This is a genomic window from Nitrobacter sp. TKz-YC01 (genome assembly GCF_047824785.1).
GTDB lineage: Bacteria > Pseudomonadota > Alphaproteobacteria > Rhizobiales > Xanthobacteraceae > Nitrobacter.
In genome coordinates, this window is the sequence record NZ_CP181167.1 from 1,017,264 (window position 1) to 1,039,849 (window position 22,586).

The 22,586-nt window shown below is 61.1% G+C and carries 18 protein-coding genes; 12 read left to right on the top strand and 6 right to left on the bottom strand.

Features of this window, described 5'->3' with window-relative positions; all coding sequences use genetic code 11:
- Nucleotides 1-186 precede the first annotated feature (186 nt).
- The 5 genes from ACMYR2_RS04750 to ACMYR2_RS04770 all read left to right on the top strand — a co-directional run bounded on the left by ACMYR2_RS04750 (nt 187) and on the right by ACMYR2_RS04770 (nt 3,581).
- Nucleotides 187-396 carry a hypothetical protein gene (locus tag ACMYR2_RS04750; RefSeq protein WP_416193768.1) on the top strand — a complete coding sequence of 70 codons (210 nt, stop codon included), beginning with the start codon at nt 187-189 and terminating at the stop codon, nt 394-396.
- Nucleotides 397-574: 178 nt separating this feature from the next.
- A complete protein-coding gene (gene exbB, locus ACMYR2_RS04755) occupies nt 575-1,747 on the top strand; it encodes a tonB-system energizer ExbB (protein WP_416193769.1) in 1,173 nt (390 codons plus the stop codon).
- Between the two features lie 6 nt (nt 1,748-1,753).
- Nucleotides 1,754-2,224 carry a TonB system transport protein ExbD gene (gene exbD, locus ACMYR2_RS04760; RefSeq protein ID WP_416192929.1) on the top strand — a complete coding sequence of 157 codons (471 nt, stop codon included), beginning with the start codon at nt 1,754-1,756 and terminating at the stop codon, nt 2,222-2,224.
- Nucleotides 2,221-3,024, top strand: a complete 804-nt coding sequence (locus tag ACMYR2_RS04765; protein WP_416193770.1) for a TonB family protein — start codon at nt 2,221-2,223, stop codon at nt 3,022-3,024. The genes exbD and ACMYR2_RS04765 overlap by 4 nt, the downstream gene beginning before the upstream one ends.
- Entirely contained in the window at nt 3,024-3,581 is a 558-nt protein-coding gene (locus tag ACMYR2_RS04770; RefSeq protein ID WP_347263723.1) for an invasion associated locus B family protein, read from the top strand. The genes ACMYR2_RS04765 and ACMYR2_RS04770 overlap by 1 nt, the downstream gene beginning before the upstream one ends.
- A 1,457-nt stretch (nt 3,582-5,038) precedes the next feature.
- Here the strand turns inward: ACMYR2_RS04770 and ACMYR2_RS04775 are convergent.
- Entirely contained in the window at nt 5,039-5,779 is a 741-nt protein-coding gene (locus ACMYR2_RS04775; protein ID WP_347263724.1) for a hypothetical protein, read from the bottom strand.
- Nucleotides 5,780-6,593: 814 nt separating this feature from the next.
- On the opposite strand from ACMYR2_RS04775, the gene ACMYR2_RS04780 reads away from it, so the two are divergent.
- A complete protein-coding gene (locus ACMYR2_RS04780; RefSeq protein WP_347263725.1) occupies nt 6,594-7,001 on the top strand; it encodes an SUF system Fe-S cluster assembly protein in 408 nt (135 codons plus the stop codon).
- Between the two features lie 497 nt (nt 7,002-7,498).
- Here the strand turns inward: ACMYR2_RS04780 and ACMYR2_RS04785 are convergent, their stop codons facing one another.
- The 4 genes from ACMYR2_RS04785 to argH all read right to left on the bottom strand — a co-directional run bounded on the left by ACMYR2_RS04785 (nt 7,499) and on the right by argH (nt 11,500).
- A complete protein-coding gene (locus tag ACMYR2_RS04785; protein WP_416193771.1) occupies nt 7,499-8,008 on the bottom strand; it encodes a c-type cytochrome in 510 nt (169 codons plus the stop codon).
- A gap of 346 nt (nt 8,009-8,354) precedes the next feature.
- Nucleotides 8,355-9,620 carry a diaminopimelate decarboxylase gene (lysA, locus tag ACMYR2_RS04790; protein ID WP_347263727.1) on the bottom strand — a complete coding sequence of 422 codons (1,266 nt, stop codon included), beginning with the start codon at nt 9,618-9,620 and terminating at the stop codon, nt 8,355-8,357.
- Between the two features lie 114 nt (nt 9,621-9,734).
- Nucleotides 9,735-10,040 carry an LPS translocon maturation chaperone LptM gene (gene lptM, locus ACMYR2_RS04795; RefSeq protein ID WP_347263728.1) on the bottom strand — a complete coding sequence of 102 codons (306 nt, stop codon included), beginning with the start codon at nt 10,038-10,040 and terminating at the stop codon, nt 9,735-9,737.
- A 62-nt stretch (nt 10,041-10,102) separates the two neighbouring features.
- Complete coding sequence (argH, locus tag ACMYR2_RS04800) at nt 10,103-11,500, bottom strand: argininosuccinate lyase (protein WP_347263729.1); 1,398 nt, start codon at nt 11,498-11,500, stop codon at nt 10,103-10,105.
- A 126-nt stretch (nt 11,501-11,626) separates the two neighbouring features.
- Here argH and tlpA point away from each other — a divergent pair, with 126 nt between their 5' ends.
- Nucleotides 11,627-12,298, top strand: coding sequence for a thiol:disulfide interchange protein TlpA (gene tlpA, locus ACMYR2_RS04805; RefSeq protein WP_347263730.1), 672 nt, complete (start codon nt 11,627-11,629; stop codon nt 12,296-12,298).
- A 489-nt stretch (nt 12,299-12,787) separates the two neighbouring features.
- Nucleotides 12,788-17,143: a hypothetical protein gene (locus tag ACMYR2_RS04810; protein WP_347263731.1), complete on the top strand. Its 4,356-nt coding sequence runs from the start codon at nt 12,788-12,790 to the stop codon at nt 17,141-17,143.
- A gap of 151 nt (nt 17,144-17,294) precedes the next feature.
- Here the strand turns inward: ACMYR2_RS04810 and ACMYR2_RS04815 are convergent, their stop codons facing one another.
- A complete protein-coding gene (locus tag ACMYR2_RS04815) occupies nt 17,295-17,456 on the bottom strand; it encodes a hypothetical protein (RefSeq protein ID WP_416193772.1) in 162 nt (53 codons plus the stop codon).
- A 386-nt stretch (nt 17,457-17,842) separates the two neighbouring features.
- Between ACMYR2_RS04815 and nirB the strand changes: the two genes are divergently transcribed.
- From nirB to ACMYR2_RS04835, 4 genes are all read left to right on the top strand, one after another.
- Entirely contained in the window at nt 17,843-20,305 is a 2,463-nt protein-coding gene (nirB, locus tag ACMYR2_RS04820; protein WP_347263733.1) for a nitrite reductase large subunit NirB, read from the top strand.
- Complete coding sequence (gene nirD, locus ACMYR2_RS04825) at nt 20,302-20,631, top strand: nitrite reductase small subunit NirD (protein ID WP_347263734.1); 330 nt, start codon at nt 20,302-20,304, stop codon at nt 20,629-20,631. The genes nirB and nirD overlap by 4 nt, the downstream gene beginning before the upstream one ends.
- A gap of 368 nt (nt 20,632-20,999) precedes the next feature.
- Nucleotides 21,000-21,626: a glutathione S-transferase gene (locus ACMYR2_RS04830; protein ID WP_347263735.1), complete on the top strand. Its 627-nt coding sequence runs from the start codon at nt 21,000-21,002 to the stop codon at nt 21,624-21,626.
- Nucleotides 21,623-22,573, top strand: a complete 951-nt coding sequence (locus ACMYR2_RS04835) for a DUF5996 family protein (RefSeq protein ID WP_347263736.1) — start codon at nt 21,623-21,625, stop codon at nt 22,571-22,573. Before ACMYR2_RS04830 ends, ACMYR2_RS04835 begins: the two co-directional genes overlap by 4 nt.
- Nucleotides 22,574-22,586: the final 13 nt, after the last annotated feature.

Genomic DNA, 22,586 nt, shown 5'->3' on the forward strand with positions numbered 1-22,586 from the left:
GGGCGATCAGGGTGCGGTTTATCCGGAGACCATCGTTCAGAGCCGGCCGCTATAACGATCGTACCGGCAAGGGCACGCAACAATCTAGAAGGATTCTTAACTGCCCAACGTAGCGAAATGCCGCCGCATTCGATATTGGAGAGGGACTAAAGCAGTAAGAGGTGTCCTTATCATTTCTGTCTCCTGATGACGATCGACAGATTCGTCACGGCCTCATCCTTTGTTACTCTCGACTTGTTGTTCTCGACTCTCGCTTCTCATCGAAAGCAACCGTTTGGTGGTTCGAGGATCATCAACGTCGAGCGTGGCTTGGATCGGATGATTGCCGCTATGAACGACCAGGGACAATGGAGTGCGGCCGGCCATAATATGAGCGGGCTGTTTCAGCCGATTTGAGCGGGAACTATCGTTTTACTCTGACAAGCCACTTTCGAGGCTTTCATCTTGCGCTGTATGGAGTGACTCTTCTTCGAAAGCCTTCATCCTTGAGCGGCTATAGAAAAGCTCCCGGCTGCGCTGCCATGGAACGCCGTGTGGTTCTGCTCAGCCTTCGGGCAGCAGTTTAAGGGACGAAATGATAGCGCTGGCAAGCCAACAGATATCCGGAACAAAGAGCATGATTGTGAGACTTGCGAAGGCGACGATCCATCTTACGTTTGCAGCGTTACTGGCTGTCCTCATTCCATCGACAACGGTTCTTGCCCAGCACCAGGCGGTGTCGCCGTCTTCTGGGGTCTCGTCGTCTTCTGCGGCGGGGACCGCGCCGGCTGCTTCTGCATCGTCTGGTCCGGCGAGTTCTGCACCGTCTGCCTCTGCACCGTCTGTATCTTCTCCGGCGGCCACTGATGGTTCGGCCGGAGCTGCGTCATCGCAGCCGCCCGCGTCGGCGTCTTCCGATGCTGCATCCGGGGAGGGATCGTCCGCGTCGTCACCTTCATCGGATGCGGCCGCGCCTCTGGATCAATCCGCCGCGCCGGATTCCGCCGCGCCATCGCCCGCGCCGGAGAGCGCGTCGTCGTCGCTTCCGCAGGACCTGTCGCCGTGGGGCATGTTCATGCAGGCCGACATCGTCGTGAAGGCGGTGATGATCGGCCTTGCGTTCGCATCATTGGTGACGTGGACGATCTGGCTGGCCAAGGGGATCGAGCTCGCGGCGTCGCGGCGGCGCGCGCAAAGCTGCCTGCGCAAGCTGACGCGGGCCGACAGCCTCGACGGGGCGCGCTCCGAGATCGCCGAGGGCTGGACCTGCGAGGGCACGGTGGCGGATCTGATGGGGGCGGCGGAGCGCGAGCTGCAGCGCTCGGGCGATCTGTCCTCCGAGGGCATCAAGGAGCGGCTGGCGATCGCGCTGTCGCGGATCGAGGCCAAGGCGGGGCGCGACATCGCCCGCGGCACCGGCCTGCTGGCGACCATCGGCGCGACCGCGCCGTTCGTCGGCCTGTTCGGCACGGTGTGGGGCATCATGAACGCCTTCATCGGAATCTCGCAGACCAAGACCACCAACCTCGCGGTGGTGGCGCCGGGCATCGCCGAGGCGCTGCTGGCGACCGCGCTCGGGCTTGTCGCCGCGATCCCGGCGGTGATCATCTACAACGTGTTCGCGCGCGCGCTTTCGAGCTACCGGGCGCTGTTGTCGGACGCTTCCGGCGAGATCGTCCAGCACATCTCGCGCGATCTGGAACGGCAGGAGCGGGGGCTTGGCCCGTCCGTGGTGGCGCTGTCGCGCGGCCGCTCTGCTGCCGAGTGATGCGCCATGGGAGTATCGCTGAAGAACCCGCAGGACGGCGGCATCGACGAGTTGAGCGAGATCAACGTCACGCCGTTCATCGACGTGATGCTGGTGCTCTTGATCATCTTCATGGTGGCGGCGCCGCTGTCGACGGTGGATATCGCGGTGGACCTGCCGGTGTCGAACGCGCAGCCGCAGCCGCGGCCTGACAAGCCGGTGTTCCTGACGGTGAAGCAAGATCTGACGCTGGCGCTCGGCAACGACGAGGTGCCGCGCAATACCTTGCAGGCGACGCTGGACCAGCAGACCAACAATGATCGCGAGCAGCGGGTGTTCCTGCGCGCCGACGGGACGGTAGCCTATACCGAGCTGATGAAGGTGATGAACCTGCTACGCGAGTCCGGTTATCTCAAGATCGCGCTGGTGGGGCTCGAGGATACCGGGCAGGTGGCGGCGGCGAGCGGAGCCGCGCCGGCGGCGGCGCCTGCGCCATGATGAAAATCGACTGGCGCGACCCGGACGGCCGGGCCGGCGATGAGGTGAGCCGGGCGGCGGCGTTGCGCTGGACCGCGGCCGGGCTTGCGGTGGTGGCGCTGCATGCCGGCGGCATCTGGCTGGCGCTGCACTGGCCGGCGGCGGCGGAGGCGCCGGGCGATCCTCCGGCGGCGATCATGATGGAGCTGGCGCCGATGGCTGTCGCGCCCGAGGCGCCGCAGCAGGACGTCGCGCCGGGGCCGGAGATGGTGGAGGCCGAGGAGCAGGTCGATCCTGAGAAGCCGATCGAGGAGAAGCCCGATCCCGAGCCGACGCCTCCGGAGGTGAAGGAGGCGGAGGTCAAGCTGCCGGAAACGCCGAAGGTGGAGAAGGCGGAGGTTGTGCTGCCGTCCAAGGTCGAGCCGCCGAAGCCGAAGCCGAAGAAGAAAAAGCAGAAGAAGGCGCCGCGCACCACCGCGCCGCAGAGTTCGCAGGCGCAGCGCGCCGATCGCGCGGCCGCGCCGGCCGAGGGCATGGCGTCGTCGATGTCGCCGGCGACCTGGCGCGCCGCGCTGATGGCGCATCTCAACCGCCACAAGCGCTTCCCGTCCGGGGCGGGCATGGGCGTGGCCTCGGTCGCGTTCACGATCGACCGCTCGGGCCGGGTGCTGTCGGCGCGGCTGGTGCGCTCGGCCGGCGATTCCGCGCTCGACGCCGAGGCGGTGTCGCTGCCGCGCCGCGCCAGCCCCGTTCCAGCCCCACCCTCCAACGTCGGCGGCGGAAGGATCACACTCGCCGTCCCAATCAGGTTCAACAGATAATGTCTGCCCCCTTTATGAGAACGTGCCTGCTCACCTTTGCCGCCGCGATCGCGACCGTTGCCACGACCGTGGCTTATGCGCAGCAGGCGGCCACGCCCGCATCAACGCTGCCGAACGGGGCCGCCTCGGTGAGCGAGACCTACGGCGACTGGACGGTGGATTGCCGGCTCGTCGATCGGCGGAAGCAATGTCTGCTTTCGCAGGTGCAAGGCAACAAGGAGACCGGCAGGCGCGTCTACGCGATCGAGCTGACGCCTCCCGCGGGCGGCAAGACCGAGGGCACGATCCTGATGCCCTTCGGGCTCAATCTCGATGCCGGCGCGGTGCTCAAGCTCGATGACAAGGACCTCGGCAAGGGGCTGCGCTTCTCCACCTGTGTGCCGCAGGGCTGCCTGCTGCCGGTGAGTTTCCCGGCCGCGGCCACCGACGCCATGCGCAAGGGCACCAAACTCGTCGTCGCCTCGCTCAACCTCTCCAGCAACGAGCCCGTTACCTTCAGCGTCTCGCTCAACGGTTTCGCCGCCGCGCTGGCGAGGGTGACAGAACTCGCGAAATAGAAACAGCCCCTCCTCAACAATTCGGGCCGTCCATCTATAACGGGTAAGCGAATGGCGGCGAACCGGCTCCTGAAGCTATCAAGGAGCGATCACTCAACGCGATCGTTGGCGTCGCGATTTGATGGTATGTTCGCCGCAGGAAAATGCGGCCAGACAATAATTTCCAGAGCATGGCTTTTCGCTTCTGACGGAATCAGGAGCGGGTTCCATGATCTTGATTCAGGCGCTTTCTTTGCGCGAGCCGATATCTATTTCGCCCGAAGAACGCCGGTGATCGTGAAAGGAAGGAGATCGCAATCGGCGTTTATCGAGTGGTCGTTGCTCAGTCCATTCGTGTAACACTGGCGATAATCCTGGCAGCGATCGGGCACGATCGTTAATCGAGATAGCGTGCTTTAAGCAATCGGCAGGACGATTTTTAGCAGTCTGGCGCCGTAGAACATTATCGCTTCTGATTGAATCAGAAGAAGCGGAGCTCTATGACATTGATTTGACGCGTTTTCTTCACGCGAACCGGATTCCACTTCGCTCGAAAACGCTATAGACTTCGCGGAGGCGTTCTCGATTGGACTGTCTGGGTCAGCCGAGCGGACCGATCAAGCCAAATCAAAAGGCATGACGGCATCTTCCACGTAAACCGGCTGGTCGCCGTACCGCCCAAAAACTGCCCGCCTGCAAGAGGATGACATCCAAACGCAGGAGAGGGCTGCCTTCAGCTTATTCCCTTATCGCGGTTATGGCTCCTCAGACGGCCTTGAAAAGATGATAAGCAAAAACCCGACCACAGCCATCGCGGCGCCGTAATAGACCCATTCGGTGTGCCTGACCAGAATGCTATCGGCAGGATAGCTATAAAAACGGAAACCCTGCCCCATAAAGCCCAATCCGGCGATCAATGTGATAACTCCAACGATTCTCAATAGAGCGTGCATTCTGAGACGTTATCCCGGATTGTTGAATGAGACGAAATAGCAAGTTCGCCTTATATTATGCGGCCTCGGTCTTCGCTTCAACTCTATTTACGAGAGGAATTTTCTGTCCTTGTGGAGGAGCCTGTTTTCGGATGTTCAATTGCTTCAGTCATTCAAACACACGAGAAGAATTCATACCCAAAAGCGCTCTAGTGGATCAACATCGTTTTGGGATCATTTTTGCGCTTGCTGATATTGCGGTGCTCCATATTCACGACGACTCCTGGCTGCTTCTAAAGTGACGAAGTGATCGTTGGTGAGGAGCGGTGAGGTCCACGGGGGCGTCAGACATCAACCAAGCTGACAGCTTTGGGATAAGCAAAACGCTACCGATAAGTTCCGGTTGATCTATGGTCAGTTGCACCGCACCAGCCACCGACCGACGCCACGTTTCCCCAATAAAAATGGCGCCCGCTCTGCACGGGCGCCATTTTTATTAAAAGGCATCAGCTTCCAGAAAGCTGACCGAATAGCCGACAGGGTCGGCTAGACAGCGGAACCAGCCCTGACCTTCTTCTCCGGCTTCTGAGGAGCGGCCGTCGAGGTAACAGTAGGCACGCCATTCTTGAAGCTGACTTCAGCACCCATACCTGCTGCCATCTCACCCTCAAGGATCGAAGGCTGCTTCGGAGCGGTCAGACGCTGGAAAGACTCGGTCAAAGCGCTCGAAAGGTCAGCGGCTCTGCCACGGACTGAGTCCCACAGCATTACCACACCCTGATTAGGAACAAACATTCCCTGCCTGGCGGAGCGGTTCAAAGCCAAGCGTGAGTCGCGCGCGCGACGACGTGTAGCGTGCTCGTGCTCGTCTTCCTGCGCATTGACAGGCAACTGCAGGACCGTAGCAGTCTGTCCGGCGACGAGCTGGGCAATCTTCAGAACCTGCCCATTAGGAAACTCCAGTGCGTCGTGCTGAACGTACGGATTATCCTCGTCCACTTTGCGGAAGCTCGCGACCTTGTGATCGACGCGGGCCTTGCCAGAGAACTTTACGCCAAGAAAACTGCGGGGCTGCTCGTATTGAACATTCTCGTCGAATGCGAGTTCCGTTCCAGGCAGCAAGCAGACCGCCAACTCAGGCGGGCTGTCATGAATTACAAGCTTGGGGCCGAGCTCACCGACGGCGGCAAAGCCGCGCACGTTCGATTTCGCGAGCTCCATAGTGACCAGCTTATCGGCGACCTTGGCAGGCCGCGAAGAGACGTGATGCAGACTGTAGTCGCACATGAAGGGCTCCTCTGGTTGGGACTACGCATTACCCCACATCGATACAATACCCTCGATGCGAACTCGTTCCGCCGATTTTAACCACTGGCGGCTGCGTTTTAAAGTCCAACAATCCAACCATGCTAAATTGGTACAGTCCAAAACTTACCATGTTGACGCCGTTCGCGTCAACTTAATTTCCCCGGTTCGCTTCGGTAGCCCGAGGAACAATTCTGCTTTGAAATCAGAGGGTGCGGCGTCCCCGACCCAACCGGATCCCTGTTGAAACTCACAAGCAAAAGCCAGAACATGGCTAGAATTGCTCCAGAATATCGCCTTGGCCTGATTTCCAGCTTCGGTCGCGTAGGATCTGGATTCGATCCCTTCGAATCGAGGCGCTGCGAGCCCTGTCCGGACGAATACACATTCTTGCGATAACTCACGGGTAAGTCCTGGTCGCCGTTAAAGCCAGCCTGGCGGGCGATTGGCGTGTAAGAAACCCAGAGCTAGGCGCCGCAGGAGCCGGCGCCGCTCGCTGCTTGCCGCTTGGAGACAGCGAGTAACTGCGCTATGTAAGGGTGCTCTGGGCCTAGGGACTGCGGTTGGGGAGCAGCTTCACGTCTTAAAGAAAGACGTACGGAGGACGCCTCCGCATCCGAGCCTGCTGAGCGGTTCTAGAGCATTATCGCTTCTGATTGAATCAGAAGCGAAGCTCTATGATATTGATTGGACGCGTTTTCTTCACGCGAACCGGATCCACTTCGCTCGAAAACGCTATAGTCGACCCGGGTTGAAGCTTGGCGTGAGGGTTTCGCCAAAGCGCAGGAGTTTTGACATGATCGATGAGGCGAATGCAACTGGGACCGGAAGCGCCTCCCTGGTCGAGGCTCGCACGGATAGCGCGACGGATCACGCCCTGAACACCCCGCCTGAAGAGATGGCGCGGATGGGCGAAGAAATCATCGCCGCGCTCAAAACGGTCTATGATCCTGAAATTCCGGCTGACCTCTACGAGCTTGGTTTGATCTACAAGATAGCAATAGACGAGGATCGCAAAGTCAATATCGAGATGACATTGACCTCGCCGAATTGTCCGTCCGCAGCGGAATTGCCCGGTCAGATTGAAAGAGCGGTTAAAGCGGTCTCCGGCGTGCACGATGCCAAGGTCGCCATCGTCTGGGAACCGACGTGGGATCCAAGCCGCATGTCGGATGAGGCGCGCACGGTCCTTAATATGTGGTGAGGGGACCGCGGGACAGGGATGGACCCGATGCTCCCGCTGCCGGCAACCGTCGAATGATGATCACCGAGCGATATTTACCGGAAGTCCGCCAGGGTCTGTTTCGACTGCGTTGAATAAGACTCGTCGCGAAAACCGGTTTCCATTTTTCGCTGGCGCGACCCTTCGGCTCAGGATCCTGCTCTGGTGATCCGTCCTCCTGGGAAGGTTTTTACGGCGCGGCGTTCTATAGAGCCTTTCCGCTTCGGCCTGATAGAATCGGAAGCGGGCTCTATCCTTGTGTTTTGGCGTGTTTTCTTCACACGAAATCGGTGTCCACCTCGCTGGAAAACGCTCTATGGCGTTATCCGGTGAAGCATGTCCCTCAAGGATCGACCCGGGAGGGATACCGGTGGCGTGAAGAAAAACCTTAAGCTCAAAACGTTGGAGCCTCGCTTCCGATTCCATCAGAAGCGAGGCTCCAACGCTGTTCAATCGTAATGGCTCGTACCCAGGGAAACTTACTTCGGCAGCGGCGCCGGATCCTTGGAGAGCGTGTTGAGATAGGCAATCAGATCAGCGCGCTTGCTTTCGCTTTTTAGTCCAGGGTAGCCCATGGACGTGCCCTTGGCGTAGGCTTTCGGGTCATCCAGCCAACTGCTGAGATCGGCGAAGGTCCACTTGCCGCCAGCCTTGCTCTTCAGAGCCGCCGAGTAGTTGAAGCCTTCCCCCGAAGCGATCGGACGGTTGACGATACCGTAAAGATTCGGGCCGACCTTCTTGGCCCCGCCTTCCTCGGTGGTGTGACAGGCCAGGCACGGCTTGACAAGCCCGGCGCCACGTTCTGCGGAGGCGCTGGCCAGCGCCTTGTTAAAGGACTCCGCATCAGCAGCGCTCGTCGGCGCGGCTGCGGCTTCCTTGGCCTCGGTCTTGTGGCTGGCTTCAGCGTGCGGCTTCTCCGGCGCGCTGAACGACTCGTCGATGATGCGTACTGTTTGAACAAACAACAATGTTCCGAGCAGCGCGCCCATAATGGCGTTGGTCCGGTTCGAATGCACTGTATCACTCCCAGAGCTCATTACTGAAGTACTCCCAGCGGTATGAAGGAGCCAAAGAAACCCGGGATATCCCGGACGAACTGAAAGATCGATGGCAGCGGCACCCCCCGGCTCATCAATCGCGAAACAGCTCCACCCCGGCCCGTTTTGTGTGCCTAAAGGGAGCGGCGGGCACACCCATATCAAATAGAAGTTTGTCGCGCAACGGTTCAGCCCGGCGTTGGACAGCCTCCCATTTTGCACTGCGAATGCGGCTTTTGACGGGCGCTATGGATATGCCGTTTCTTGCGATTCATTCGCGTCGCTGACGCCGCGGCGATCACAGCCAGGGTGCGAGTTTGTCCATCGCGATGAGCTGGTCGACCTCGATGCGCGGGCGGACCAACGCATACTCGTCGTCCTTGACCAGTACCTCAGGGACCAGCGCGCGGGTGTTATAGGTCCCCGACTGCACGGCTCCATAAGCGCCCGCGGTCATGATCGCCAGAAGGTCGCCGGCTTGCGGCTCCGGCACATTGCGCGCGAGCGCCAGATAATCTCCGGTCTCGCACACCGGGCCGACCACATCGGCGACCATCACCGGGGCATCCTTGGGCGCCGCCCGCACCGGCATGATCTGATGGTAGGCCTCGTACAGCGTGGGACGGATGAGGTCGTTCATGGCCGCGTCGATGATGACGAAATTGCGGGCGTTGCCATGCTTCACGTAGATCACCCGCGTCACCAGAATGCCGGCATTGCCGACGATCATGCGGCCCGGCTCGAACATCAGCGTGCAGTCGAGATCGCGGGTCACGCGTCTGACCATCTCGGCATAGGCAAGCGGCTCCGGCGGCGCCGATCGGTCCTCGTAATAGGGAATGCCGAGGCCGCCGCCGAAATCGACGTGGCTGATGACGTGACCGTCGGCGCGCAGCGTGCCGACGAAATCCGTCAGCAGACGGAACGCTGTTTCCATCGGACCGAGATCGGTGATCTGGCTGCCGATATGCATGTCGGCCCCGGTGACCTTGATGCCGGGCAGCTTTGCCGCCCGGGCGTAGACCGCGCGCGCCTGCGTGATCGGAATGCCGAACTTGTTCTCCAGCCGGCCGGTTGAAATCTTGGCGTGAGTGCCGGAATCAACGTCAGGATTGACGCGGACCGAGACGCGCGCTGTGCGGCCTGTTTCAACCGCGACCTGCGACAGCAGATCGAGTTCCGGTTCCGATTCGATGTTGATGCAGAGAACGTCCGCGGCGAGCGCCGCGCGCAGTTCGGATTCGGTCTTGCCGACGCCCGAGAACAGGATCTTGCTTGCCGGAATGTCGGCGGCGAGCGCACGCTTGAGTTCTCCGCCCGACACCACGTCTGCTCCCGCTCCGAGCTTCGCCATGGTTCGCAGCACGGACTGATTGGAGTTCGCCTTCACGGCGTAGCAGATCAGATGGTCGGTCCCTGCGAAAGCTTCGGCAAAGACGCGGTAGTGCCGCTCCAGCGTCGCCGTCGAGTAACAATAGAACGGCGTGCCGACGGCTTCGGCCAGGGTTGAAAGATCGACGCCTTCGGCGTGGAGCACGCCGTCGCGGTAATCGAAGTGATGCATGGCTCTAGTGGTCCGAATCCGAAGTCCGCTCACCAACTCGACATCTTGCCTGATAGCGTTTGATAGGAGTGCGCGGAAACAGCAAGCTAAACTCCGAGGCACCACGCCCGCGTCTCAGCGGCTGTCGAGCAGCGGGTCGAGGATGAAGGATTTCCTGGCGCCTTTGGACGCCGCAGGGTCGCTGTTGATGCCGAAAGACGGATCGAACAGGCTGCCCTTGGGCGCATTGGCGCGGTCATGCTCATCCGCCGCTGCGGCGGCAGGCGGCCGATCCGATGCGGTCGGCGGCGCATCGAGGCCGCCCTTGCGCCCGCAACCGGCCAGCGCCAGCGCGGCGGCGGTCAGAAAAAACAGGGCCCATCTCATCGAGACGGAGCTTGAAGTGGTGTTCACGGCGATATCCCCAATCGGCGGCACCATACAAAGAATGCCTTGTTCTGGCGAGACCCGGAAGGCCGGAAAATTCAAGGCCGGCGTCAGGATCAGCCCGGTTTCCGCTCTTTTTCCAGCCGCTTGAGCCAGGCCTTCGCTTGCGTGCGAACGTTTCTGGGCGCGGTCCCGCCATAGCTCGTCCGGCTCTTCACCGATGCCTCCACGGACAGCACCGCAAGCGCGTCGCGGGTGATGCGCGGCTCCACCGCCTGCATCGCAGTCAGCGGCAGTTCATGCAGGGCGACGCCCTGCTTCGATGCGGCCGCGACGATACGTCCGGTGACATGGTGCGCGTCACGGAAAGGCATCTTCAGCGTCCTGACCAGCCAGTCCGCGAGATCGGTCGCGGTCGCATAGCCATCGCCGGCGGCCGCCTTCATTCGGGTCTCGTCAGGCACGAGGTCGGCGACCATGCCGGTCATGGCGCGGATCGCCAGCGAGAGCGCGCTGAACGCCTCCATCGCGCCCTGCTTGTCTTCCTGCATGTCCTTTTGATAGGCCAGCGGCAATCCCTTCATCACCACCAGCAGCCCTGTGAGCGCTCCGACGACGCGGCCGGTCTTGGCGCGCACCAGTTCGGCGGCGTCCGGGTTGCGCTTCTGCGGCATGATCGACGAGCCCGTGGTGAACCTGTCGGAAAGCCGCACAAGGCCGACCAGCGGTGAGGTCCAGATCACCATCTCCTCCGCGAAGCGCGACAGGTGCGTCGATGCGATCGCCGCGGCTGACAGCGTCTCCAGCACGAAGTCGCGATCCGAAACCGCGTCGAGCGAGTTCGCCATCGGGCGATCGAAACCCAGTCCCTTCGCGGTCGCGTGGCGATCGATCGGAAAGGACGTGCCCGCGAGGGCAGCCGCGCCGAGCGGGCTCTCGTTCAGACGCCTGCGCGCATCGGCGAAGCGTCCGCGATCGCGGGCCGTCATTTCGACGTAGGCCAGAAGGTGATGACCGAAGGTCACGGGTTGAGCGGTTTGCAGGTGCGTGAAGCCCGGCATCACCGTTCCCGCAAATTCCAGCGCGCGGGTCGCCAGAACCTGCTGGAAGGCTTTGAGCGCGTGATCGGTCTCGTCGATCGTGTCGCGGACATAGAGACGAAAGTCGGTCGCAACCTGATCATTGCGCGAGCGCGCGGTATGCAGTCGTCCCGCCGCGGACCCGATCAGTTCCCCGAGCCGGCTCTCCACATTCATATGAATGTCCTCGAGCGCCCGCTTGAAATCGAAAGAATCGGCGCGGATCTCTGACAAAATCGTGTCTAGACCCTTGCCTATTTTTTTCGCATCATTTGCCGCGATGATGCCTTGAGCGGCAAGCATCTCGGCATGGACCTTTGACGCGGCAATGTCCTGGGCGTAGAGGTGGCGATCGACGTCAATCGAGACGTTGATCTCCTCCATGATCGCATCAGGTCCTTCGCCGAACCGTCCGCCCCACATCTTGTTGCTCATGTCTTGCCACTCATGCCGCGCTCGCCACTTTCATCATGCCTGCCGGACGGCCGATCTGCTCCGGTGGGTGTAGCCGTCTGAAGCCGACGCCTGCATACCCGTATCTGATACAGGATGACAAACGTTATGACCGATACCTCCACGCCGCCTCATCGCGCCGAAAGCAGGCTTCCCATTGGCCCGCTGGTCGCAGTCGCCATTGTCGCGGGGGCCACGGCCGCGCTTTTGGGGATCGGGCATCTCAGGCACGCGAAATCCGCCGCCAATGCGCTGGCGCCCTGCGGTCCGGCCGTGGAACTGTCCAGGAAGATCGCCCCGCAGGCCACGGGCGAGGTGGCTTCCCTGACCATGGCGTCCAAGCCGCGCCGGATACCGGACCTGGCCTTTTTGGATGGCGAGGGCCAACCCAGGAAGCTCTCGGACTGGAAAGGGAAAACCGTCCTCTTGAACCTCTGGGCGACCTGGTGTGTGCCCTGCAGAACGGAAATGCCGGCCCTTGACAGGCTTCAGGGCAAGCTCGGCGGCGATAAATTCGCCGTGGTCGCCATCAATATCGACACCCGCGACTCCGATAAGCCGAAGGCCTTTCTGAAAGACGCCAACCTCACTCATCTCGGCAATTTCCATGACGAGAAGGCGTCCGTTTTCCAGGATCTTAAAAGCGTTGGCATGGCGGTCGGCATGCCGACCTCGGTGCTGATCGACGGTCAGGGTTGCGAACTCGGCAATATGGCCGGGCCGGCTGAATGGGACAGCGAGGACGCCATCAAGCTCATCAACGCGGCGGTGGGCTCATAGAGTGCCTCACCGCTTCATGGAAGCGGTGAAAGACTGTTGTTTTTATTCTTTATGTTTTGACGCGTTTTCTTCACGCGAACACAGAGGCAGTCCGCACCTGCACGAGGCCGTGCTATAGCGTTTTCAAGCGAAGTGGAATCCGGTTCGCGTAAAGAAAACGCGTCAGATCAATATCATAAGAGCGTCGCTTCTGATTCAATCAGAAGCGATAATGCTCTAGGTATGTTCTCAGACCCATGTTCTCGAAGATACGAACATGTCTTGAGGGCCGCGTCATACAATCCGGTTGCTTTGTCGTTTGCGTTTCTCTTATGGATGTTCCCGTTATCTGTTCCCAATGATGGATGCGCATGGCGGGCTCAAAGCCTCTCCGCGTAACAACCTGCGCCCGTACGAAGTGATACGCCTCGCCAGAGGCGAGAGAATACTGATGACTTGATTATCGCTCGGATTGACTGCGATCAGATTATGCAGGGCAGGGGGTGCTCTATGCCTATCGACCACGACGGCAATCGGGTTGGCTCACGCATGGCCGCTGGCCTGCATATCGTAGGCCCTTGCGGCGCCCTTCTGTTGCTCGGAATTTCGATCTCGCCGGCCTTGCCGGATGATGCCAGAAACGACGCGCAGCAAAACACCACGATCACATGCTCAAGCGGATTTCTGCCGCCTGCGGGGTCCACGAATAGTCCGCCCGACCTCGTGGTCAACGGCGAGTGCCACGTCAAACCCGACAAGACCTACTACTTCGGGAACGTCAACGTTCTCGACAAGGGCCAGCTCGTGTTCGACGAGCTTGACAAGACGATCAAGCCCACGACCACCCACTTCTGGGTTCAGTCGATGCTGATCGAGAACGGAGGCGCGGTCGTCGCCGGGTCGCAGAGGCAACCTTACGGAAATTACGGGGGCGTCCTGACGATCCATCTCTACGGCGCGGACCGCAACGCCAGGGGCCCCGCGCTCGGCGCGCTTTGCCGGACCGCGCAGAATGCCGATACGGGCCCCTGCGGTATTCCGGCGTCCGCCTGGAGCGACAACGGCAAAACGAAGCTCGCGCTGCCCGGCGGCGTGTCGGATTTCTTCTACCGCTACGGACCGCTGCACGGCGACGGCAAGTGCTCGGACGGATCAGTCTGGTCGAGCAAATCGCCATGCGATGACAGTCAGGGCAAGCAGGTCGGGTATTTCGGCTACAAGGTTCTCGCCGTTTCCTATGGCGGGAGTCTTGATCTGTGGGGCACGAAGGGCTCATGCAACTCGATGGGCTGCTCCAATCCGCAACTCCATCCGAGCTGGACACGGCTGGAAGGTTCGGTCGCGGCGGGAGGCGGCGCCGGGCCGAACGATCCGCTCGTCGTCGCCGGTCCGAGCAATTTCAGGCCTGAAAATCTTCATGTCGGAGCCGGCGATCAGATCGTCGTCACGACGACCGACTATCTGCCCGGTCATTCCGAAACCTTCGTCGTCAAGGAAGCCCGCACGGGCGAGGACGGGAAAGGGCGGTGGCTCACGAAGATCCGGGTCGATCATGGCGCGCAGTGGCGCCATAACGGCGAACGCTACGCACTCACCGACAAGCTGGCGCCGTCGCAGGGACGCCTCGATCTCGATCCCGATCTGGTCAAGAACGGCGTCGAGACCCGTGCCGCCGTCGCGATCCTGAATCGCAGCATCCGGATCGTGTCCGGAGGAGACAAACCGGGAGAGGAATTTCCGGCCTCGACACCCGAGAATCCCTGTGTCGCCCAGGACGGAAAAGGGCCGTGCTATTCGCTCGGCGGTCACGTCGTGTTCCGCCAGGGGTTCAAGGCGGCACACGTCAAGGGAGTCGAATTCAAGGAGCTCGGGCAGGGCGGGCGGATGGGACATTATCCCGTCCATTTCCATATGGCGCGCCAGACGCCGGAAGGAACCTACGTGCAGGATTCATCGATCAATGAATCGATGACCCGCTGGATCGTGCTGCACTCGACGCAAGGCGTTTTGCTGGCCGGCAACGTCGGATACAAGTCGATCGGCCATGGCTTCTATCTCGAGGACGGCACCGAGACCGACAACCGGATTTACGGCAATCTGGGGATCCTCGCGCGCGCGGCGGTCGCCAATGAACAAAATCCGCGACGGATACCCGGGATCCTCGCCGCCAATGAAGACAAGAAGCCCGCGCCGAAGTTTCCGTTCCTGACTGACTCGGCCTATCCGTCGGTCTTCTGGATCACGAACGGCTGGAATGAGTTCATCGGCAATATGGCGGCCGGCGCGACGGCCTGCGGATCGGCTTACTGGTTCGTCCCGGTCTGGAACAGCGACAGGCCTGATGTGATGACCTCGAATAACAGCCCTGATCAGCGGCACATGAAGTGGTCAGGTTATGCCGGCCTGCAAAAGGACGGCGCTTATCGAGGCTCCACGCCGCTCAAGGCCTTCGTCGGAAATTTTGCCACATCGACGATGATGTCGTTCCAGACCACCGGCGACGCGCCTGAGTGTTCGGGCGTCCTCAAGCCTGCGTCCGGTGCGGCGCAGGATAAGACGGCGGATGCCGCGCACGGCGCCGCCGCCGCCAATGCCCTGGTCGCGGTTCGCAGCCTTGCGCCGGATCCGAACGACAACGAGTCCGACGATCATTATTACCCGCATGCGGTCGGCGGAAACCGGCACGCGACGGCGTGCATCAGAAAGGACGATGGTACCTACGATTGCGAGGGCGTCAAATTTTGCGATCCGGGTCATGCTGAGAATTGCGCGGTGACCGTCATCGACAAGTTCACGTCGATGTTCCACTGGGCCCAGCACAATGTCGCGGCGATCTGGCTGCGCAATCAGTGGTATCTCGTCGTCAACAGCGTGCTGTCGGATGTTCAGAACGGCGGCCTGACTTTCATCACCGGCGGCGATTATACCCATGCGTCGGTGATCAAGGGCTATTGGGCGCTCGCGCGCAAGAACGTTTTCATCGGGCATTCCCAGCCGCAGGACGACGCTCACGCCTTCGCGCTGGACGCGGGGCCCTTCAACGCGCGATCGAAACTGCGGTGCGACTGGCAGGTGGCGGGCGTTTCGCCGAGCAATTATTGCCTCAGCGCGAAAGAGGGCGTCTCCATTCCGCTGATCAATTTCGATTCGGGCCAGCGCCTGTTCAACATCTACGATGGTCCCGCCTATCAGGAGTCCAACGCCTATCTCGACATCACCAAATCAGACTGTCCCATGAGCGGATCGAAGACCGATCCGGGCTGCATGTATGGCTCGGGCGTGGTCCTCGGCGTCACCAAGGATCCACTGAACGGGCAATGCTATCTGCCGAACGCGGCCATAGGCTGGAAACAGAGCAACGGTTTTTTCTATCCGCCCGCTTTTCACTCGGCGAATCTCTTTTTCAGCAACGTCGACATTCGTCATTTCGTATTCGATCCGTTGTTTCAGGCGCCTGATGGCGTGACGGGGGAAAAGGACTTCGGTCAGGGCGGCACTTATCTCACGGCGACTTCCGGCCCCAACGCAGTGAAGAATTTCTATTGCAGCTCGACGGACAACATGTTCGACGGCTGGAGCGGGATCGACCGCCAGACCGAGCTTACCGATGACGACGGGACGCTGACGGGACTCATCAGTTCGAAGCCCGGCGGCGAGACTGTGTCGATCAACGAGGATCAGTTCTTCACGGCCAAGCTTGAAACGTCCGAGTGTAAATCGAATCTGAGGGTCGGCCCGTCGCTGGTATGTCCGCAGAAGCCGCTGCCGCCCGCCTCAACGCCATCCACCGCAAAGACAAGCCCCTACGACTACGTGGCCACGGCGATCGCGCCGGGGTGCTCGGAGAAGAATCCACCGGATCCGTTGAAACCCTATGGCCGCTGCGGAGATACGCCGGATCTCGGTCAGGGAGGCGAGTGGTCGAGCGAGTGCTCCAACGGGGCCTGCTACGGCGTGCCGCTTTACCGTCAGTATCTGACCACGACCGAACTCGGCCACTGGCAGACCAACGGCTGCGCCGGCAACGCCAATACGCCCGCCTGCCGCTGGCCTTTCATGCGCATGGGCGGCCAGAACATGTATCAGCGCGAAACGCTGACCGTGAACAACGGTGTCTACTATGTCGACACGTCCATTTCCAAGACCACGCAGAACACGGAGAACTATACGAAAATGCCGCAGACGCGGGACGTGAATGTCTTCGCTCCCGGCCAGACCTATTACATGTTCTTCCTCTATGCGAAGCCGGGCACGGCCCAGACCTACCAGATCTATGTCGGCGAGGGTTTTGATACGGCAACAGTGAAGCCCGTGCGCGGAAGCCTGGCGACCGCGCCGATCAAGTTCAGCCCGGACACCGCGCCCAATGCGGGGAAGTGGTTCACCGTGAAAGGCGTCTCCAAAGGCGTGCTGACGATCGAGACCAATTTCGCCGCTCAATCCGAACTTGATCCGCGACAGCAGAAGAACGGCCTTTGCGGCCCGGCGACATTCTGCGGCTGGAAAGCGGACGGAAGCTGCGGCTCGAAGCTGGCGAGCGCCGATCCAGGCAAGGAGCCTTTGCTCATGGCCGATCCGGCTCTGGCCAAGGAAGCGGACGCCGTTTGCCGGACCTGGGCGGTCAAGGACCTCGATTGTCCGGCGGCCGGATGTTTCGGGTTCGCTTTCACGCTTCCAGCGACGTTCAAGGCGCAGGACCAGGGGCAGGCGGCGCGCCCGACGCCAGCCGCGTTCCCCTCGACTGGCGATTTCGCGACGCGGTTTCTCAACACCAAAATCGTCCCGGACAACGCGAGCCATGCGCGAGACGGGGTCGAGACGGAGTGCTTCTATCCAAGACTGCCCGGCAGTTGTCCCGCGCAATAGTTGCTGCGGGACGGAGTTTGCGCGATCCGTCTGCCAACCGTTGGGTCGGCGTCTCGTGCGCGATATTCTGTTAAGGCCCGCACTGGAATTTCAGATGACGCAAGCGGGCCGCCCATCCCGGGCGGCCCTTTGCCGACTAACGCGATCCCCGTCAGGTGCCGCCGCTATATCCGGTTTTTTCCTGACCCTGAGGATTTTTGTCGGGCATATCTTCCTTGACGGCCTTTTTGATCTCGGCCTTCCGGCCGCTTTCGCCCTGTTCGCCCGGCTTCCTGCGCTGGTCGTCCTGATTCTTCTCATTCGGGTTTGCCATTTGAAGTCTCCTTAGGTTGCCGGGGACAATGGGTTCCGTTCTGGATTGGTTCCTAAAGTCTTTTTGCTTCTGAATGTACGTCAGCGGCTCTCGTATTTTGATTTGACGCGAACCGGCTCTCCGGTCGCGCTGGCGTGGCCCTTTCGGTCGGACATCATCCTCTCATGACGGAGCGCTGCGCGGACCTCGGAGCGCCGCTGCTGTTGCGTTGCACAAACTTTCAGCACCGGTTGCTTGCATAGCGAGCGGTGCTGCTCGCTCATTCCCGCGAACGATTGATGCGACAGCCTTCTGATCGCGGCATGCCGTATTTTCAGCTCTGGCACAGGTCTTGCGTAATCATCGGCGACGGCTCTCGCTATCTGAGACGACGGAGCAAGATCGAGATGAACAAAAAAGAGAAGCTCGTCATCGTCGGCGCAGGCATGGCCTCCGGACGCATGCTCGAGCATCTGTTCGAAACCGACCCTGAACGTTTCGACATTACGCTTTTCGGCGCGGAGCCGCGCGGAAACTACAACCGCATCATGCTGTCGCCGGTGTTGGCGGGCGAGAAGTCATTCGATCAGATCGTCACGCATGATGCGGCCTGGTATGACGCCCATCAGGTCGAATGCCGCTTCGGCGAGACGGTGACGCGCATCGATCGCGCCGCGAAGGTGGTGCACTCGGCGGGAAGCGAGGCGCCTTACGACAAGCTTGTGATCGCGACCGGATCCGCTCCCTTCATGATCCCCGTTGCCGGACGGGATTTGCCGGGCGTCATGGCGTTTCGCGACTATGACGACGTTCAGGCGATGGTCGCCGCCGCCAGGAAGAAGGACGCCAGGGCTGTCGTCATCGGCGGCGGCCTGCTCGGACTGGAAGCCGCGGCGGCGCTCAGGCTGCATGGCATGGAGGTGGTGGTCCTGCATCTGATGGGCCATCTGATGGAGCGTCAGTTGGATGCGGCGGCGGGCTATCTCCTGCAGAAGGAACTGGAGGGCCGCGGCATCAAAATTCATTGCAAGGCGCAGACCAGCGCGATCCTCGGCCGGGGGCGCACCGAAGCGGTGCTGCTCGATGACGGCACCCTTTATCCGGCCGATATCGTGGTGATGGCGGCCGGCATTCGTCCGGAAGCCCGGATCGCGACCGATGCGGGTCTCCATGTCGAGCGCGGCATCGTCGTGGACGACCGGATGGTGACCTCCGATCCGGACATTCTCGCCATCGGCGAGTGCTGCGAGCACGGCGGCATCTGCTACGGCCTCGTCGCGCCGCTCTACGACATGGCCAAGGTCGCGGCGAAGACTCTGACAGGAGTTGGAGCGACGTTCCGCAGCGTCGAAACAGCAACCCAGCTGAAGGTGACCGGCGTGAGCCTTTACTCGGCGGGCGACTTCGCCGACGCGCCTGATCGGGAAGATGTCGTGCTGCGGAATTCGGGCGCGGGAATCTACAAGCGGCTCGTGCTGAAAGATAACCGCGTTGTCGGCGTGGTGCTTTACGGCGAGACCACGGACGGCGCCTGGTACTTCGATATGCTGCGCAAGGGGACGGATGTCTCGGAGATGCGCGAGACGCTGATCTTCGGTCAATCCCGTCAGGGAAGCGCGTCCCTCGACTCGCTGGCGGCGGTCGCAGCCTTGCCGGATGATGCCGAGATTTGCGGCTGCAACGGCGTTTGCAAGGGCGCGATCGTCTCGGCCATCATCGCCAGGGATCTGACGTCGCTCGACGACGTGCGCGCCCACACCAAGGCGTCCGCCTCCTGCGGCTCCTGCACGGGTCTCGTCGAGCAGCTCATGACACTGACGCTCGGGGACAAGTACAATCCCGACGCGGTCCAGCCGGTGTGTGGCTGCACCACGCTCGGACATGGCGATGTCCGCCGGCTGATCAAGGCGAAGGGTCTGAAGACCATTCCCGCCGTGATGCAGGAGCTGGAATGGAAGACCTCATGCGGCTGCGCGAAGTGCCGGCCGGCGCTGAATTACTATCTCGTCTGCGACTGGCCGGACGAATATGCCGATGATTACCAGTCGCGTTTCATCAACGAGCGCGTCCACGCCAACATTCAGAAGGACGGCACCTATTCGGTCGTGCCGCGCATGTGGGGCGGCGTCACTAGCGCGAAGGAGCTGCGCGCCATCGCCGACGTGGTCGATAAATTTCACATTCCCTCCGTGAAGGTCACGGGCGGCCAGCGCATCGACATGCTGGGCGTCAGGAAGGAAGATCTGCCCGCGGTGTGGGCCGATCTTGGCAAAGCCGGCTTCATCTCGGGTCATGCCTATGCCAAGGGTCTGCGCACGGTCAAAACCTGCGTCGGGTCCGACTGGTGCCGCTTCGGCACGCAGGATTCGACCGGACTCGGCATTCGCATCGAGAAATTCATGTGGGGTTCGTGGACTCCGGCCAAGGTCAAGATGGCGGTCTCGGGTTGTCCGCGCAACTGCGCCGAGGCGACGTGCAAGGATGTTGGCGTGATCTGTGTCGACTCCGGCTATGAGATTCATTTCGCCGGCGCGGCGGGTCTCGATATCAAGGGCACCGAGGTTCTGGGACTTGTCAAAACCGAGGATGACGCGCTGGAGCATATCGTGGCGCTCGTTCAGATGTACCGTGAGCAGGCTCATTATCTTGAGCGCATCTACAAGTGGGCGAAGCGCGTCGGGCTCGACGAAATCCGCCGTCAGATTCTGGAGGATCCCCGGAAGCGCAAGGCTTACTTCGATCGCTTCGCCTTCAGCCGGAAGTTTGCGCAGGTCGATCCGTGGTCTGAACGCGTGTCCGGCAAGGACAAGCACGAATTCCGGCCGATGGCGACCATCGGCTTTCCGGTGGCGGCGGAGGGAGCGCTATGAACTGGATTGCGATTGGCCAGACGGCGGATATTCCGCTTCGCGGCGCGCGCTGCGTGGCGACGCCTCAAGGGCGGATTGCGGTGTTCCGCACTGTCGAGAATCGCTTCTTCGCCATCGAAGATCGCTGCCCACACAAGGGAGGCCCTCTGAGCCAGGGCATCGTGCATGGCGCTCACGTCACCTGCCCGCTGCATGGCTGGGTGATCTCGCTGGAGACAGGCAAGGCGCAGGGCGCTGATGAGGGGGCTGTGCGCACCTTCGCGCTGAAGGTGGAGGGTGGAAAGCTCCTGATCTCCTCGGACGCGCTCGTCAGCATGACCGCATGACGCGAAGCGATCTGCCGGGGGTGTTTGATTTCTGGTCAGTGGCTTTTTAGCGGACAAGGAGTTGGGGGTATAAGGGGTACAAAGGTTCAGCGTCTCATCGTCACCTTATCAGATGTGGCCATCTTTCTTTCACATGGATGTGGTGTTTAACTCAGAGTCCTTCACCGCTTCGTGGAAGCGGTGAAGGACTCTGTTTTTATGTTTTGACGCGTTTTCTTTACGCGAACGGATCCCACTTCGCTCGAAAACGCTATGGATGATGTCGTTGATTTTCGGACGGTGGTCTCGTCCGGAATTTGAGACGCTGCATATGACGCGACTGGCGTAGCTCGCGCATCCGGAACCCCAGCACTGAAGGAGAATCTCAGATGCCGACCCTCTACACGATGCCTGGCACTTGTTCGCTTTCGCCGAACATCGCCGTCGCGTGGCTCGATGCTCCGGTCGAGATTCACAACATTCCTTATGGCGACCAGAAAAAGGAATACTACCTCGCCATCAATCCTCGGGGACAGGTGCCGGCGCTGCGTTTCGAAGACGGGGACGTGCTGACCGAGGCGGCGGCGATCCTCGCCTGGCTTGGCGCGACCTACGGCAAGGAAAGTCACGCTCCCGGCAGCCGGCTCGGCCGCAAGGAAGCCGAAGCGCTGGCCTACATGACGTCGGAAGTTCATGCGGCTTACGGCGGCCATTTTAACACCCAGAAGTTTGCCGAGAGCGCGGCGGCGCAGGAAGAGGTCAAGCGCAAGACCTATGAGAAACTCGCCGGTCACTACGAGCGGTTGAATGGCACTTTGAGCGAGAATGGCGGCGAATGGTATCTCGGCCAGCGTTCCTTCGCCGACACGTTCCTTTACGTGCTGACGCGCTGGATCGAGAAGACGCCGCTGTCGATCGGCGATTATCCGGCGCTGAAAGCGTTTCGCGCGCGCATGGAAGCGGACGAGGGCGTGAAACAAGCGCTTGCGCGGCAAGCCATGGAGCCGATCGGATGAACGGGGAGGAATCGGACTGGCCGGCCTTGCCCTATGGCGATTGGGCCGAAACATGCTCCGCCCTTCATCTATGGACTCAGATCGTCGGCAAGTACCGGCTCGCGCATACACCCTGGGTCAATCACTCTTGGCACGCCACGCTCTATGTAACGCCGCGCGGTCTGACGACGGGAATGGTGCCTGACGGCAGGTCGGCCATCACCTTGACCTTTGACTTCCACGATCATGCGCTGATCGGTGAAACGGTCGACATGCGTGAGAGCTTTCCGCTGGAGGCAATGAGCGTAGCCGACTTCCTCAGCCGCACGATCGCGCTGGTCGAACGGCTTGGCGGGCGGATGGACATTCATGGCGCTCCGAACGAGATCCCCCATGCGACGCCGTTCGCGCGGGATACCGCGCCGCGGCCTTACGACCGCAAGGCGGTCGAGCGCTTCCATCGGGCGCTGGTGCGGATCGATCGCGTGTTCGCGCGCTTTCGAACCGGGTATCTCGGCAAGGTCTCGCCGGTGCATCTGTTCTGGGGTTCGTTCGATCTGGCTGTGACGCGTTTCTCGGGCCGCAAGGCTCCGCGCCATCCGGGTGGAATTCCGGCGCTTCCCGATTCGATTACGCGGGAAGCCTACAGCCACGAAGTATCCTCGGCCGGGTTCTGGCCCGGCGGCGGCGGGGTGGATGAGGCGATGTTCTACTCCTACGCCTATCCGGCGCCCGATGGCTTCGCCGACCGCCCCGTCGAGCCGGCGGCGGCCCGCTTCGACCAGAAGCTTGGAGAGTTTTTGCTGCCTTATGAGGCGGTGCGCACCAGCGCCGATCCTGAAGGTGAACTTACGAGGTTCCTGCAATCGACGTATGAGGCGGCGGCGGACCTGGCCGGGTGGGACCGGCAGGCGCTGGAATGCGACCTTGGCATCCCGCGGATTCCCACAGGTCATTCCAAACCTTAGAGGGAGTCTAAAC

Excerpts from the sequence above, each read along its gene's own strand:
- ACMYR2_RS04750 (WP_416193768.1), top strand. The coding sequence starts at position 187 with ATGACGATCGACAGATTCGTCACGGCCTCATCCTTTGTTACTCTCGAC.
- exbB (WP_416193769.1), top strand. The coding sequence starts at position 575 with ATGATAGCGCTGGCAAGCCAACAGATATCCGGAACAAAGAGCATGATT.
- exbD (WP_416192929.1), top strand. The coding sequence starts at position 1,754 with ATGGGAGTATCGCTGAAGAACCCGCAGGACGGCGGCATCGACGAGTTG.
- ACMYR2_RS04765 (WP_416193770.1), top strand. The coding sequence starts at position 2,221 with ATGATGAAAATCGACTGGCGCGACCCGGACGGCCGGGCCGGCGATGAG.
- ACMYR2_RS04770 (WP_347263723.1), top strand. The coding sequence starts at position 3,024 with ATGTCTGCCCCCTTTATGAGAACGTGCCTGCTCACCTTTGCCGCCGCG.
- ACMYR2_RS04775 (WP_347263724.1), bottom strand. The coding sequence starts at position 5,779 with ATGTGCGACTACAGTCTGCATCACGTCTCTTCGCGGCCTGCCAAGGTC.
- ACMYR2_RS04780 (WP_347263725.1), top strand. The coding sequence starts at position 6,594 with ATGATCGATGAGGCGAATGCAACTGGGACCGGAAGCGCCTCCCTGGTC.
- ACMYR2_RS04785 (WP_416193771.1), bottom strand. The coding sequence starts at position 8,008 with ATGGGCGCGCTGCTCGGAACATTGTTGTTTGTTCAAACAGTACGCATC.
- lysA (WP_347263727.1), bottom strand. The coding sequence starts at position 9,620 with ATGCATCACTTCGATTACCGCGACGGCGTGCTCCACGCCGAAGGCGTC.
- lptM (WP_347263728.1), bottom strand. The coding sequence starts at position 10,040 with ATGGTGCCGCCGATTGGGGATATCGCCGTGAACACCACTTCAAGCTCC.
- argH (WP_347263729.1), bottom strand. The coding sequence starts at position 11,500 with ATGAGCAACAAGATGTGGGGCGGACGGTTCGGCGAAGGACCTGATGCG.
- tlpA (WP_347263730.1), top strand. The coding sequence starts at position 11,627 with ATGACCGATACCTCCACGCCGCCTCATCGCGCCGAAAGCAGGCTTCCC.
- ACMYR2_RS04810 (WP_347263731.1), top strand. The coding sequence starts at position 12,788 with ATGCCTATCGACCACGACGGCAATCGGGTTGGCTCACGCATGGCCGCT.
- ACMYR2_RS04815 (WP_416193772.1), bottom strand. The coding sequence starts at position 17,456 with ATGGCAAACCCGAATGAGAAGAATCAGGACGACCAGCGCAGGAAGCCG.
- nirB (WP_347263733.1), top strand. The coding sequence starts at position 17,843 with ATGAACAAAAAAGAGAAGCTCGTCATCGTCGGCGCAGGCATGGCCTCC.
- nirD (WP_347263734.1), top strand. The coding sequence starts at position 20,302 with ATGAACTGGATTGCGATTGGCCAGACGGCGGATATTCCGCTTCGCGGC.
- ACMYR2_RS04830 (WP_347263735.1), top strand. The coding sequence starts at position 21,000 with ATGCCGACCCTCTACACGATGCCTGGCACTTGTTCGCTTTCGCCGAAC.
- ACMYR2_RS04835 (WP_347263736.1), top strand. The coding sequence starts at position 21,623 with ATGAACGGGGAGGAATCGGACTGGCCGGCCTTGCCCTATGGCGATTGG.